Here is a 13,744-nt window from a genome sequence, read left to right on the forward strand (position 1 = left end):
AATCAAGACAGTATCTACGGGGTTTGCGATGATATGCAATCAACACCACCATATTTGGGAACACTTTTTATCCCTTCCATGAAGCATGGTTGTCAGCTGTGATAAAGTGTACTGCGAATGCTTCTGCTCTTACACTTACTTACTTTACCCATGTTTAAAAAGGTACTGATTGCCAATCGGGGTGAAATCGCCTGTCGGATTATTCGCACGCTGGATAGCTTAGGAATTGCTTCTGTTGCAGTCTATTCGGAAGCGGATGCTAACGCTACCCATGTCGCCGCTGCAGGTGAAGCTGTGTGTGTGGGAGCAGCAGCCGCAGCGCAGAGTTATTTACGTATTGATGCCATTTTAGAGGCGGCAAAAGCTACCGGGGCGGATGCGATTCATCCTGGCTATGGTTTTTTGAGTGAGAATGCTGATTTTGCTTTAGCTTGCGCCGAAGCGGGGATTATTTTTATTGGCCCTAGCTCTGAACAGATTCAGCAATTTGGCTTGAAGCATCAAGCGCGGAACCTTGCTCAACAAGCCGGTTTACCCCTTGTCCCTGGGACACCTTTACTAGATACTTTGGCGCAGGTAGAGGAAGCAGCAGCGGAAATTGGCTACCCCGTGATGATTAAAAGCACGGCTGGTGGTGGTGGGATTGGGATGCAGCTTTGTCGTCAGGCGGAGAATCTGGCGGATGCATTAGAAACAGTGCAGCGGTTGAGTCGGAATAATTTTAATCAAAGTGGTGTATTTTTAGAGAAATATATTGAACGATCGCGCCACATCGAAGTGCAAATTTTCGGTGATGGTAAAGGTAATGTTGTCGCTTTGGGTGAGCGGGATTGCTCGACGCAGCGCCGCAATCAAAAGGTGATTGAAGAAGCACCAGCGCCGAATATCAACGATGAACTCAGGCAGAGTTTGTATTCAGCAGCGATTAAACTCGGTAAATCTGTCAATTATCAATCGGCGGGAACGGTAGAGTTTATCTATGATGTTGACACCGCAGAATTTTATTTTCTGGAAGTAAATAGCCGCCTACAGGTAGAACATGGCGTGACAGAATCCATTACTGGTGTGGATTTGGTGGAATGGATGGTACGTTTAGCTCAGGGTGAATCCTTATCTCTGGATACTTATCGCTATCAACCCCAAGGACATGCAATTCAGGTGCGGGTGTATGCGGAAGATCCCAATAAAAACTTCCAACCCAGTTCTGGTATTTTAACTAATGTCCAGTTCCCAGATGATGTTCGCTGCGATCGCTGGATTGTCACTGGTACGAATGTCTCATCTTACTACGATCCGCTGGTAGCAAAGATAATTGTACATGGGGAGTCACGAGAAAATGCGATCGCTAAACTGCAAATAGCCCTAGAGAATTCTCGCATTGATGGTATTGAAACCAACCTGGAATATCTGCGACAAATTGTTTCCTCCACCGAATTCACCCAAGGTAACATCACCACCAAATTTACAAGTAGCTTTAACTACCACGCCCGCACCATAGATGTCCTCGTTGCTGGGACAATGACATCGATTCAAGACTATCCTGGGCGCATTGGTTATTGGGACATTGGCGTACCACCCTCTGGCCCGATGGATTCTTTGGCGTTTCGGTTGGGGAACCGCATTTTAAATAACCCAGAATCAGCAGCAGGCTTGGAATGTACCCTATCTGGCCCCACCTTACGTTTTAATACTGATACGGTAATTTGCCTCACAGGGGCACGGATGAAAGCCACCTTAGACAAACAGCCGATTCCCTATTACACCGCAGTAATCGTAAAAGCAGGTAGCACACTACGATTAGGTAACATTCAAGGAAACGGCTTCCGTACATACATTTCAGTGCTAGGTGGCTTTGACGTGCCCGATTATTTGGGCAGTAAATCCACCTTTGCCCTGGGCAACTTTGGCGGACATGGTGGCAGGGCGCTACAAGTTGGAGATGTATTAAAGTTATATCAAGTAGCCAATAATCAAGTAGAAATACAGAGTCTGCCCGCAGAATTGATTTCCAACTACCCGAATCATTGGGACATTGGGGTGATGTATGGCCCCCACGGCGCGGCAGATTTCTTTACTGAGGCATCTATTGATACCATCTTCAACACCGATTTTGAAGTAAATTATAACTCCGCTCGGACAGGAATCCGATTGAATGGCCCTAAACCCAATTGGGCGCGACAAGATGGCGGTGACGCGGGGCTGCATCCGTCGAATTTGCACGATAACGCCTATGCGATTGGGGCAATTAATTTCACGGGAGATATGCCGATTATCCTAGGTTTGGATGGTCCTTCCTTGGGTGGTTTTGTCTGTCCCATCACCATTGTGCAAGCAGAACTGTGGAAAATCGGCCAACTCAAACCAGGCGACAAAATTCGTTTCCGTCACCGTACTTTCGCTGAGGCATTACAGCAAGAATTACAACAGGATGAGCAAATCAAAACCCTGCAAGTAGGGCAATCTATAGCTACAGTGAATGAGGATGTGAGAAATCCAGCAATTTTGGCAACCATCACCGACACCCAAATAGCTGTTGCTTACCGTCAAGCGGGCGATAAATATGTGTTGATTGAATATGGCCCGCCTGTACTGGATTTAAATTTGCGCTTCCGCGTTCATGCTTTGATGACAGCCCTACAAACAAATGCGATCGCGGGAATTATCGAACTCACTCCTGGCGTTCGCACTCTGCAAGTTCACTACGATAGTCGCATTATTTCCCAACCCGATTTAATGCGAGTGTTGCAAGATATTGAAGCCCGTTTACCTGCCATTGCAGATATGGCAGTGCCGACACGGATTTTACATTTACCCATGTCTTGGAACGACGAAACAACCCAACTTGCTATTGATCGCTACATGCAATCTGTGCGTGCAGATGCGCCTTGGTGTCCCAGCAATATCGAATTTATTCGCCGCATCAACGGACTTGGTAGCGTGGAAGAAGTTCGCGATATTGTTTTTAGTGCCAGTTACTTGGTATTGGGACTAGGTGATGTGTACCTGGGTGCCCCCGCCGCCGTACCCGTCGATCCTCGCCATCGACTCGTCACCACCAAATACAACCCAGCCCGCATCTGGACAGCAGAGGGCACGGTGGGCATCGGCGGTTCCTATATGTGCATTTATGGTATGGATAGTCCCGGCGGCTATCAGTTAGTTGGCCGTACCCTGCCCATTTGGAACTGCTACAACCAAACAGGAGACTTCATCGAGGGTAAGCCTTGGCTATTGCGGTTCTTCGACCAAGTGCAATATTATCCTGTGTCGAATGCCGAACTCACAAAACTCCGGGAAGACTTCCGCGCAGGTAAATTTAAGTTAGACGTAGAAGAAACTACATTCAATTTACGTGAATATCAGCAGTTTTTACAGGACATCGCCGCCGAAGCAGCCACCTTTAAAACCCGCCAGCAAATCGCCTTCCGAGAAGAACGCGATCGCTGGGCACTCAGCGCCCAAGACGAAAGCGACATCGCCACACCAGAGACACCACCCAGCACAGCCGTGGAAATTCCCGATGATTGCTATGCCCTCACCGCCGCCACCACTGGGAATGTCTGGCAAGTATTAGTGAAAACAGGCGATCGCGTCACAGAAGAAACCGGCGTTATTGTTCTCGAAGCCATGAAACAGGAAATGACACTACTCCCAGATGAACCAGGAACCGTAGTAGAAGTGTTGTGCGAACCGGGGAAACTTGTCACTGCTGGGCAGGTTTTGGCAATTATTCGCCAAGAGGGGAGTTAATGAATTTGTCTCACGCAGAGGCGCAAAGGCGCAGAGAGAAATACAAAAGTGTGATCCAAATACATGAAAAATGCTGTAAGTACTATAAACTCTTTCCTACTCTCTGCGTCTTTGCGCCTCTGCGTGCAAAAAAAATCATATTCTCACTCAGCAAGCCCTATGCTAGAAATTTCATCCTTACTCACAGCCTATCGCCACGCTCAACTCCAACCAACAGAAGTTATCTCAGAAATCTATCGCCGCATTGCTGCACGGGGAAATGATGCCGTTTGGATTCATTTGATACCTGAGGAAGATGCAATTCTCCAAGCCAAAACCCTAGAATCCCAAACCCCGGAAGACTTACCCCTCTACGGCATACCCTTCGCTGTTAAAGACAATATGGACGTTGCTGGATTGCCTACCACAGCCGCCTGTCCCGCTTACAGTTACATCCCGGAAAAAACGGCGACGGTTGTAGAACAGTTGCTCAAAGCCGGGGCAATTTTGATTGGCAAAACTAACCTCGATCAGTTTGCCACAGGATTGGTAGGAATGCGATCGCCCTACGGAGCATGTAGCAGTGTTTTTGATGACGATTACATTTCCGGTGGTTCTAGTTCTGGTTCCGCTGTTGCTGTCGCCGCTGGACTTGTCAGCTTTTCCCTCGGTACTGATACAGCTGGTTCAGGACGTGTGCCGGCGGCGTTTAATAATATTGTCGGTTTAAAGCCGACTCGCGGTGTCTTAAGCACTTCCGGCGTAGTACCCGCCTGTCGTTCCCTCGATTGCGTCTCAATTTTTACTTTGAATTGTCGGGATGCAGAAACTGTGTGGCAAGTAGCCAGTGGTTTTGATGCTACTGATATATACTCACGTCCGCTACCACTAACAACATCGGCAATTCCCAAGACGTTTGCTTTTGGTGTGCCTTCTACAGAGCAACTGGAATTTTTTGGCGATCGCGCCGCTGCCCAATTATACCAACAGGCTTTGCAACGCTTGGAAGCGATCGGTGGTCAACAAGTGGAAATTGATTTCCAGCCTTTTCTCCAAGCTGCCAATTTGCTTTATTCTGGCCCTTGGGTAGCAGAACGCCTAGTTGCCATCAAATCCTTCTTCCAAAACCAAGCAGATGCTATCCATCCTGTTGTCCGTCAAATCATTAGCAATGGTTCGCGTTACACTGCTGTTGATACCTTTGAAAGTCTCTATGTTTTAGCCGCACTCCAACGACAAGCTGCACAACAACTGCAAAAAGTCAATGTGTTGGCACTGCCCACTACCGGTACTATCTACACCAAAGCTGAAGTAGCAGCAAACCCCATCGCCCTCAACACCAACCTGGGTTACTATACCAATTTCGTCAACTTACTAGATTTGAGTGCGATCGCCCTGCCGGCTGGATTTCGCCCCAATGGTTTGCCCTTTGGCATTACCCTGATGGCTCCGGCGTTCTACGATCAGGCATTGTGTCATTTGGGGACACTTTACAACTGATCACTGTTAACTGTTAACTGTTAACTGATACTTCGACTACGCTCAGTACAAGTAACTGTTAACTGATAACTATGCCAACCGTAGAATCGCCCATTGCTCTCGCCGTTGTCGGTGCCCATCTCACCGGACAACCGCTGAATTATCAACTCCAAGAACGGCAAGCGCGACTACTGAAAACCTGTAAAACCGCATCTGTATATCGCTTGTATGCTTTAGCAAATACCCATCCTGCTAAACCTGGACTGGTGAAGGTTCTCGATGGTTCTGGTGTCGGCATTGAAGTTGAAGTTTGGGAACTCAACGCAGACGCTTTTGGTACTTTTGTGGCCGCCGTGCCCCCACCTTTGGTTATTGGCACCTTAGACTTAGATGATGGCTCCCAAGTGAAAGGCTTTTTGTGTGAACCCTACGCGATTTTTCCTGCCTTGGGAACTGCCCAAGCTCAAGACATTTCCCATCACGGCGGCTGGCGTAATTATTTGGCGAGTCAATGACACCAAAGGTGATATATTTGAGATTAACTCGGTTCTAGTGGGAAACAGCCACTAGAGGAAACGGGGAAAGTCCGGTGTGAATCCGGCGCTGTCCCGCAGCTGTAATCAAGCCTTGCCTTGTGAGTCAGAATGCCCGCCGAAGTTAACTTGTAAATTTTGTACATCTGCGAGGCACAGATAGGCGTTTTTATGAAAATTTCTACAACTACTAAGCTTTACATTCTCACAACCCTACATATCAAAGCGCTACAGGTTACGGCTTTTGATGAGGTGTTGGGCAGTTAATTTTATAAATTTACGTCTTGAGATGCAGCGATGGCGATCGCCACTTCCCATACAAGTATCGCTCACGCTCATTTTTATTGGCATGACTATTCACAAAAAAGATGGATACGCTTATTCGTTTGGCTAATCTTTACCGTTATAAATAGATGCGCCTTCCATACTCAAGAGAAATTTTTAGATGAACATAATCTGGCTGTTATTGACAGTAGCGTCAGGGTTGGGGTTAATTTATATCTTCAGCGCCCGTCGTTACCAATCTAGTGATTCCGTTGCTCTTGCTTACGATCAATGGACTCAAGACGGCATCCTGGAGTTTTATTGGGGAGATCATATCCACCTTGGTCACTATGGTTCCCCCCCTCATCCCAAAGATTTCCGTGCCGCCAAAGTGGACTTTGTGCATGAGATGGTGCGTTGGGGTGGGTTGGATCGGTTGGCTACTGGCACTACAGTTTTAGATGTGGGTTGCGGCATCGGCGGCAGTAGTCGAATCTTAGCGCGGGACTATGGCTTTCACGTTACAGGCATCACTATCAGCCCCCAACAGGTGAAACGCGCACAGGAATTGACCCCACCAGAGATACCAGCCCAGTTCCAGCAGGATGATGCGATGAACCTGTCTTTTCCAGATGCTAGTTTTGATGTAGTGTGGTGTATCGAAGCTGGGCCGCATATGCCGGATAAGGCAATTTTTGCCCAAGAACTATTGCGGGTGCTGAAGCCAGGGGGAATCCTTGTGGTAGCGGATTGGAACCAGCGAGATGCCAGAAAGCAACCTCTGGTGTTGTGGGAACGTTGGGTGATGAAGCAACTGCTGGATCAGTGGGCACATCCTGAATTCGCTAGTATTGAAGGGTTTGCCGAACTTTTGCAAGCAACCACCCTGACCGCAGGGGCCGTAACCACTGCCGACTGGACACGGGAAACCCTACCATCTTGGCTTGATTCCATTTGGCAAGGGATCATTCGTCCCCAAGGGCTAGTGGGTTTTGGCCTACCCGGTTTCATCAAATCGCTGCGAGAAGTCCCCACTCTGCTGTTAATGCGTTTAGCCTTTGGTTTAGGGCTATGCCGCTTTGGCATGTTCCGGGCAGTACGGCGTGAGCAAATCCTCTCTAGTTCGTCTGATTTTAGCAACGAAAAATCCCCGGAAATGAATGCGACCTCCTAATAGTGTCTGGCAAGGAAATTTTGGCTACTGGCAAAACAGCTTTATCCATCACAATCTGCTGGTAATTGGTTATACAGCATGGAAAGGATTTCAGTCATTTGGGCGGGGAGTTGTCATCTGTGATGTGGATGCTCAAGTTACTCACTCTACAACTACAAGTCTTGATGCAGTTCCCTTCACGCTACAATTCATCCCCGCCGATCTGATTGGGTTTCACTTGCAATCTTTATCACTTGACTCATCAATTATTTCATGCATTCTCCCAGCGATCGCAACATACAATCCCCATCAAGATATTCTTCTGGTGTTATTAGCACAGCCTCTCGTAGAGAAGGCTCATCCTCAAACTGAGGTTAACTTTTTACACAACCTAAAAATTACCCCACCAGATTGCTACGAACAAGTTTGCAACCGTTGGCAAGAATTTCAACCAAGTTTAATGCCATAAAAATTACTTGATTAGCAAATTTTAGTCGTAAATTTCCGCACCTTCATCGATTCATCTGTATATCCTGAAATAGGATATTTTATTGAATATTATTTCAATCGATCCGGATTTAATTTACTTCTCCAGAAAATCTCTCTAAATAAATCTCCTTCTATCCTCACAGCACTACATGAAACTACGCTGGTTATTACTTAGCCTCACAAGTATTCTTTTAATATCATTGCCAGCAAAGGCGAGTCCTAACACAAATCAAGTTGACAGCGCAGATGGTGGAAATCAATCAGATTTACAATTACCAAAACTAAAATTCATTCCCCCAACTCCCTCAAGCGATTTTACTCATCCAACAAATACCCCAAAATACACTGGTATAGTTCCTCTAGGAAAAGAAATCTCAGAACTACAAACTCCGATTAAAGCATTAATGGCTCGCTACAGATTCCTCACTCCCGGAATCTTTTTTATGGACTTGCAAACAGGAGATTACTTAAATATAAACGGGGGTAAAGCTTTCCCCGCCGCCAGCACAATTAAGTATCCTATTTTGATCGCTTTGTTTCAAGAAGTAGATGCAGGGAAAATCAAACTAAGTGAAACATTGGTCATGCAACGTAAACACGTCGCTGGCGGTTCTGGAAATATGCAGTATCAGCGTGTGGGAACTAAGATTAGTCTTTTGGAAACTGTAACCAAAATGATGACTATTAGCGATAACACCGCTACAAATATGATTATCGACCGTTTAGGTGGTAAGGCAAATTTAAATCAGCGGTTTCGCAGTTGGGGATTACAAAGTACTGTGATTCACAATATGTTAGGAGACTTTAAGGGAACCAATAAAACTAGTGCAAAAGACTTAGTAAGATTGTCAGCTTTGATGGCAAATAATCAATTAATTTCTGATACAAGTAGCTCTCAAGTGTTAGGTATTATGATTCGCTGTCACAATAGAAGCTTACTCCCATCTGGCTTGGGTTCTGGAGCAAGTATTGCTCACAAAACGGGAACTCTGCGGTTTGTGCTGGGAGATGCGGGTATTATTGAAACGCCATCAGGTAAGCGTTATTTAGCAGGAATTTTCGTGCGAAGACCAAATAATGACGATAGAGCAAAAGCTTTTATCCGTCAAGTTTCTCAGGTAGTATATGGCTACTTCGAGCAACCAAAAGTTAGTCATCTACCTTAATTATTGACTTTTATTTGTGTTATGGAGGTTTTTCAATCAGTAGGGGTGGGGTTTCCCCACCCTCGATTGTCTTACATCCGACAGAGAATCACTATCACCGTCTGCAGGTGTAAGTAAGTGGGCACAATTAAACCTAACTATGTAGAGAAATATAAATCAGACTCAAATCCTTTTTCCCATTGCCTATACTTCGACTCCGCTCAGTACAAGTTGCCTGTTCTCAACGATAAATATTTATGCCTAGCTACTTACATCCCAGATTCCATCAGTGACAGGACTTACGCAACTGGCACAGGCGATCGCTAAATTTTAATATATGTGTATTAACGTAACTAACGCAACTGGTACAGGGCGATGCCTGCGGCGGGCTACGCCTACACTATTCAGTAGTATATTTGTTCTATCAAAAAGAATTTCAGTGAGCGGCTCAACTTAAATTAGTAATACTAATCAATTGTGTAAAGTTGACTGGAAAGTTTTATGAGAAAATTAATAGAGGGCGCATCAAAAAAAGTGGTTTAGCAATGAGATTTACTAAGCTTAATTACTGTCAATACTTATTAAGTAGTCAAATTAATTATACAATTACCAATTTAGGAGAGCATTTAGAAAGTATTAGCCATGATGCAATTAACTATTATTTGAAAAGAGAAAAGTTAACACCTCGTTTACTATGGGATAATGTGAAAGAAGTAGTTGAGCCTGATGCCAATGGTTACATAATATTTGATGATAGCGTTTTAGATAAAAGATATTCAGAAGAAATAGAAATGGTCAGGAGGCAATATAGTGGTAACGAGCATGGTGTAGTCAAAGGGATTGGTGTGGTTAACTGTGTATATGTAAACCCTAAGCTGCAAAAATTTTGGGTAATAGATTATCGAATTTTCAATCCAGATGTCGATGGTAAAACCAAGATAGACCATGTGAAAGATATGCTGCAAAGCCTTGTGTATCAAAAGCTTTTACCATTTGATACTGTTTTGATGGATACATGGTACGCGGTACACAGTTTAATGCTCTATATTGACAGCTTGGATAAAATTTACTATTGTCCTTTAAAGATTAATCGTTTAGTCGATGATAAATTTGGTAAGGAAAAATATAAGCGTATTGAAACATTAGAATGGAGCCAAGAAGAATTAGAATCTGGTAAAATCATCAAAATAAAATCGTTCCCAGCTAATAAAAAAGTGAAGCTTTTCCGGGTTACTGTTTCTACCAACAGAACGGATTATGTCGTAACTAACGATTTATCTCAAAGTTCCACGGATGTTGTACAACAGGTGTGTAAAATTCGTTGGAAAATTGAAGAGTTTCACAGAGAAATAAAACAATTAACAGGCATTGAATCTTGTCAATGTCGTAAAGCTCGTATTCAAAGAAATCATATTGCTTGTGCAATGTTGGTTTGGGTTCGATTAAAGAATATAGCCTATCAAACGGGTGATACTATTTATCAAATTAAGCATAAATTACTTTCTAATTATTTGATTCAGCAACTCAAACGCCCCGATATTCGTATGACCTTGGTTTGAGTTAGATTCTTCTGTTATGCAGTCCCGTACCACCCATTGTTTGTGCCAGTTGCGTAAGTCCTAAGTGATATCGGGAATTGAAATATTTGCCAAATTGTTACTAATCGAAATATACATGCAGACAGTAACTATGGTAGTGTAAATTATAAGTTTCGGTTCTAGTAAGGAACAGCTACTAGAGGAAACGGGGAAAGTCCGGTGCGAATCCGGCGCTGTCCCGCAGCTGTAATCAAGGCTTGCCTTGTGAGTCAGAATGCCCGCCGAAAGTAACACACAAGCTCATACCCATCTGCGAGGTACAGGTGAATATTATCATAAATATTTCAACGATACATCAGTTTCACGTTCTCATAGAGCCAGAAATACGCCACATAGGACTCATGGCTGTGAAATTATAGGCAATTTATTGATGATTGCAATTAGCTTTTGGTGCAACTATTGTTCACGCTAGTTTTTCGCTTGCGTGAAAGCTTTTGCAACATCATTTTTGCCAAATTCATAGCTATGTTACATTTGCACAACTGCAAAATTTGTCATATCTGCGATTCCACCTTCTTTCTACAAACTTCAAAATAAATGCTCAATAAACAACATACTTTATTTGTTTGCACGACTTGTGACAGCGTATGGCAAAACGGTAAACGAGTTGGTGAAAGTAAAGGTGAACAACTACTACAACAGCTTCAGCAACTCGCACAAGGCTGGGAATTGCGAAATAAATTCCTCATTCAGGGAGTTGAATGTATGAGTGCTTGTAGCCGTTCTTGTGTCATTGCTTTTGTTGCAGAAGATAAATCAACCTATCTCTTCGGTGACTTACCTGTTGATATTAGTGCATCTGCTGTTTTGCAATGTGCTAGTCAATATTATGCGAAACCGGATGGTTCACTGGCTTGGTCAGAACGCCCCGAACCTCTAAAAAAGCGTATTCTCGCAAGCATTCCACCGCTGAGTAAGTGGACAAAATTACGCTTACATAGTTGCTAATTACTCACTGGGTAGCATCAAAATTATCTTGTTACCGGAAAAATTTCATAATTGACCATCTCATGTGATAATCATAATCATTATCATATAGAGTCTGCTATCACCATCTTCGTTCCACCCTTGTACAAGCAGTGGCTGGTTTTACTATGCTTGTCCTCCTTGTGCTGAATCAAAATCAGCTTTTCGCGCTATCAAAGTCAATTTTCTTAGTTATACAGGTTGCTTAAATTATCAATGCTTAGTAATTTTGTTGTCAGACGGGGAATTCAAATTGTTGTGTCTAGTTTGATTGTCACCCAGGGGATGCTATGGAAAAATCACAGCACGAAAGCCACAGAAGTTCCACAACAGGAAGGTTCAGCCAAAGACTTACAACCAGTTGCAGAAATAATATCTCAAAATACACCAACCTCCACAACAGAAACAGAACCCGATATTGAACTGACAGTCATTGACAAGCTATTGAATGAACCTGTGTTTTCACCATTTCGTCGTGAAGGGACAGTCAAAGATTCTACCCGTCCAATTTACGTGATTACGGGCGAAGAAATGGAAGCACAAGGTGCTAGAACTGTGAGAGAAGCGCTAAAATTTCTTCCAGGTATTTTACCTGATGGAACTGTAGGAACAGAACCGAATGCCTTAAGTGGTCAATTTATTCGGGGTTCTAATACAGGTCAAGTATTAATATTACTAGATGGTAGACCAATTAACAATCTCGGTAGTGGTGGTTTTGACCTTTCAGAATTTACTACTAGTAATATTGAACGAGTTGAAATATTACCAGGAGGTGGTTCTACACTCTATGGTTCCGACGCAATAGGTGGGGTAATTAACATTGTCACTCGTCGTCCCACAAATAAAATCACAACGTCAGCTAAAGTCAATGTTGGCGCTTATGGCTTGAATCAACAAAGCATTCAAAATAGTGGAAAAACCGGAAATATTGGTTGGGTAATTGGATATAATAGCACTCGATCTGAATATGATTATCCTTTTGCAATTCCTGAAGCCAATTTTGAGGGAACTAGAAAAAATAACGACTCTCTCTACAATAATTTCAGCATTAAACTTGATGCAGATTTAGGTAAACGCAATACGCTTGCTTTTTCCACACAATACTTAGGAAAAGAACAGGGTGTACCAGGAGGAGTACCCATTCCGATACCAAAAAATGGTCAAGGTTTTTTTAACTCCCTTACCGATAATAATCGCAAATACACAGACCAAGTTCTTAGTGATTTAACCTGGAATTCCAAATTGGGAGGTGGAGATAATTCACTTTTGACAGCAAGAGTTTATGGTGATTTTGTTAATACCCGCTTTGATAATCGCAGTAATGCGCTTTCATCTCAAAACCGCTTTGATTCTAATCAAATTTCCTATGGAATTCAAACAACACATAGTTGGAATTTTAGCAAAAACCAAAGCTTAGTTTATGGCTTTGATTATCGCAGTGTGAATGTAAAGAGTAGCTCATTTAGTTATTTTACTAATATTGGGACTATAAATTATAATAATAGTATTGGACAAGGAGCATTATTTGCCAGATACGAAATAAACTTAACTCCTAGCTGGACGGTCAATTTAGGATTGAGACAAGATTTTAGCAGTTTGATGAATAGTTCAGCGACATCTCCATCTATGGGTACAAAACTTGCTCTTTCTGACTCGACAACCCTGAGAGCAAACTATATCAGAAATTTCCGAGTTCCCACTATTGCTAATCTATTTAATATCAATCCCTCAAATATTGGCAACCCAGCACTGAAACCAGAAATAGGTAATAGTTTTGATGTGGGAATTGATCAAAAAATCGGTGATATTGGCTTGCTACGCCTAACATTTTTTTACAATCGAGTTTCTGATACAATTGCTTTTAAGTCACTGATTCCGCCTGTAAACGGAAATACAGGAACTTGGGAAAATATCGGCTTAGTTGAGACTAAAGGAATAGAAGCAGCCTTGAATTTGCAACTGGCAAAAAATGTCTATGCTTTTGTCAATTATACGGCGAATGATCCGCGAATTTTAAAAAGCTCTAACCCTGCAGAAATTGACAAAGAATTACGTTTTGCTGGTGCTGATAGTATTAACGCGGGAATTAACTATGAAAACTCACAAGGGTTATATATGGGATTACTCATGCATTCAGTTGGTAAATATCCAACTAATAACATCAACACTGAATTTTCATCGGGATACACGACATTTGATGTTAAGTTCCGAGTACCATTAAGCGATAATTTAGCGGTCAATGGTAGTGTAGATAATATCTTGGATCAAAGATATCAATTATTTGCTGGTTTTCCCGACGCAGGTAGAGTTTTTCAAGTCGGTTTGAGTGCTAGTTTTTAGAACTTGTAGAGATGCAATTATCGCCTTTTTACGAATAACCAACCTAAC

9 protein-coding genes and 2 riboswitches are annotated in these 13,744 nt (G+C 43.2%); all 9 genes read left to right on the plus strand.

Going from position 1 to position 13,744, the window contains the following annotated elements:
- Positions 1 to 117: 117 nt before the first annotated feature.
- Positions 118 to 3,750: an urea carboxylase gene (uca, locus tag CAL7507_RS20145; RefSeq protein WP_201447852.1), complete on the plus strand. Its 3,633-nt coding sequence runs from the start codon at positions 118 to 120 to the stop codon at positions 3,748 to 3,750.
- Positions 3,751 to 3,909: 159 nt separating this feature from the next.
- Positions 3,910 to 5,229: an allophanate hydrolase gene (gene atzF, locus CAL7507_RS20150; RefSeq protein WP_042341423.1), complete on the plus strand. Its 1,320-nt coding sequence runs from the start codon at positions 3,910 to 3,912 to the stop codon at positions 5,227 to 5,229.
- Between the two features lie 71 nt (positions 5,230 to 5,300).
- Positions 5,301 to 5,723 carry a hypothetical protein gene (locus tag CAL7507_RS20155; protein WP_042341425.1) on the plus strand — a complete coding sequence of 141 codons (423 nt, stop codon included), beginning with the start codon at positions 5,301 to 5,303 and terminating at the stop codon, positions 5,721 to 5,723.
- Between the two features lie 12 nt (positions 5,724 to 5,735).
- Positions 5,736 to 5,879, plus strand: a riboswitch (cobalamin riboswitch).
- Between the two features lie 307 nt (positions 5,880 to 6,186).
- The gene (locus CAL7507_RS20160) at positions 6,187 to 7,179 is read left to right on the plus strand and encodes a methyltransferase domain-containing protein (protein WP_015130338.1); all 993 of its coding nucleotides are present in this window, start codon (positions 6,187 to 6,189) and stop codon (positions 7,177 to 7,179) included.
- Entirely contained in the window at positions 7,166 to 7,627 is a 462-nt protein-coding gene (locus tag CAL7507_RS20165; protein ID WP_015130339.1) for a hypothetical protein, read from the plus strand. The genes CAL7507_RS20160 and CAL7507_RS20165 overlap by 14 nt, the downstream gene beginning before the upstream one ends.
- A gap of 169 nt (positions 7,628 to 7,796) precedes the next feature.
- A complete protein-coding gene (locus tag CAL7507_RS20170; protein ID WP_015130340.1) occupies positions 7,797 to 8,813 on the plus strand; it encodes a serine hydrolase in 1,017 nt (338 codons plus the stop codon).
- A gap of 524 nt (positions 8,814 to 9,337) precedes the next feature.
- Positions 9,338 to 10,351 (plus strand): IS701 family transposase, encoded by a 1,014-nt coding sequence (locus CAL7507_RS20175; protein ID WP_015130341.1) that lies wholly within the window; start codon positions 9,338 to 9,340, stop codon positions 10,349 to 10,351.
- A 136-nt stretch (positions 10,352 to 10,487) separates the two neighbouring features.
- A riboswitch (cobalamin riboswitch) is annotated at positions 10,488 to 10,631 on the plus strand.
- 296 nt (positions 10,632 to 10,927) lie between these two features.
- Complete coding sequence (locus tag CAL7507_RS20180; protein WP_015130342.1) at positions 10,928 to 11,338, plus strand: DUF1636 domain-containing protein; 411 nt, start codon at positions 10,928 to 10,930, stop codon at positions 11,336 to 11,338.
- A 234-nt stretch (positions 11,339 to 11,572) separates the two neighbouring features.
- Positions 11,573 to 13,696: a TonB-dependent receptor gene (locus CAL7507_RS20185; RefSeq protein WP_015130343.1), complete on the plus strand. Its 2,124-nt coding sequence runs from the start codon at positions 11,573 to 11,575 to the stop codon at positions 13,694 to 13,696.
- The last annotated feature ends 48 nt before the right edge of the window (positions 13,697 to 13,744 follow it).

The organism is Calothrix sp. PCC 7507 (assembly GCF_000316575.1).
Taxonomy (GTDB): domain Bacteria; phylum Cyanobacteriota; class Cyanobacteriia; order Cyanobacteriales; family Nostocaceae; genus Fortiea.

Coding starts and splice junctions, on each gene's coding strand:
- CAL7507_RS20165 (WP_015130339.1), top strand. CDS start 7,166: ATGCGACCTCCTAATAGTGTCTGGCAAGGAAATTTTGGCTACTGGCAA.
- CAL7507_RS20160 (WP_015130338.1), top strand. CDS start 6,187: ATGAACATAATCTGGCTGTTATTGACAGTAGCGTCAGGGTTGGGGTTA.
- CAL7507_RS20155 (WP_042341425.1), top strand. CDS start 5,301: ATGCCAACCGTAGAATCGCCCATTGCTCTCGCCGTTGTCGGTGCCCAT.
- CAL7507_RS20175 (WP_015130341.1), top strand. CDS start 9,338: ATGAGATTTACTAAGCTTAATTACTGTCAATACTTATTAAGTAGTCAA.
- CAL7507_RS20170 (WP_015130340.1), top strand. CDS start 7,797: ATGAAACTACGCTGGTTATTACTTAGCCTCACAAGTATTCTTTTAATA.
- CAL7507_RS20180 (WP_015130342.1), top strand. CDS start 10,928: ATGCTCAATAAACAACATACTTTATTTGTTTGCACGACTTGTGACAGC.
- atzF (WP_042341423.1), top strand. CDS start 3,910: ATGCTAGAAATTTCATCCTTACTCACAGCCTATCGCCACGCTCAACTC.
- CAL7507_RS20185 (WP_015130343.1), top strand. CDS start 11,573: ATGCTTAGTAATTTTGTTGTCAGACGGGGAATTCAAATTGTTGTGTCT.
- uca (WP_201447852.1), top strand. CDS start 118: ATGCTTCTGCTCTTACACTTACTTACTTTACCCATGTTTAAAAAGGTA.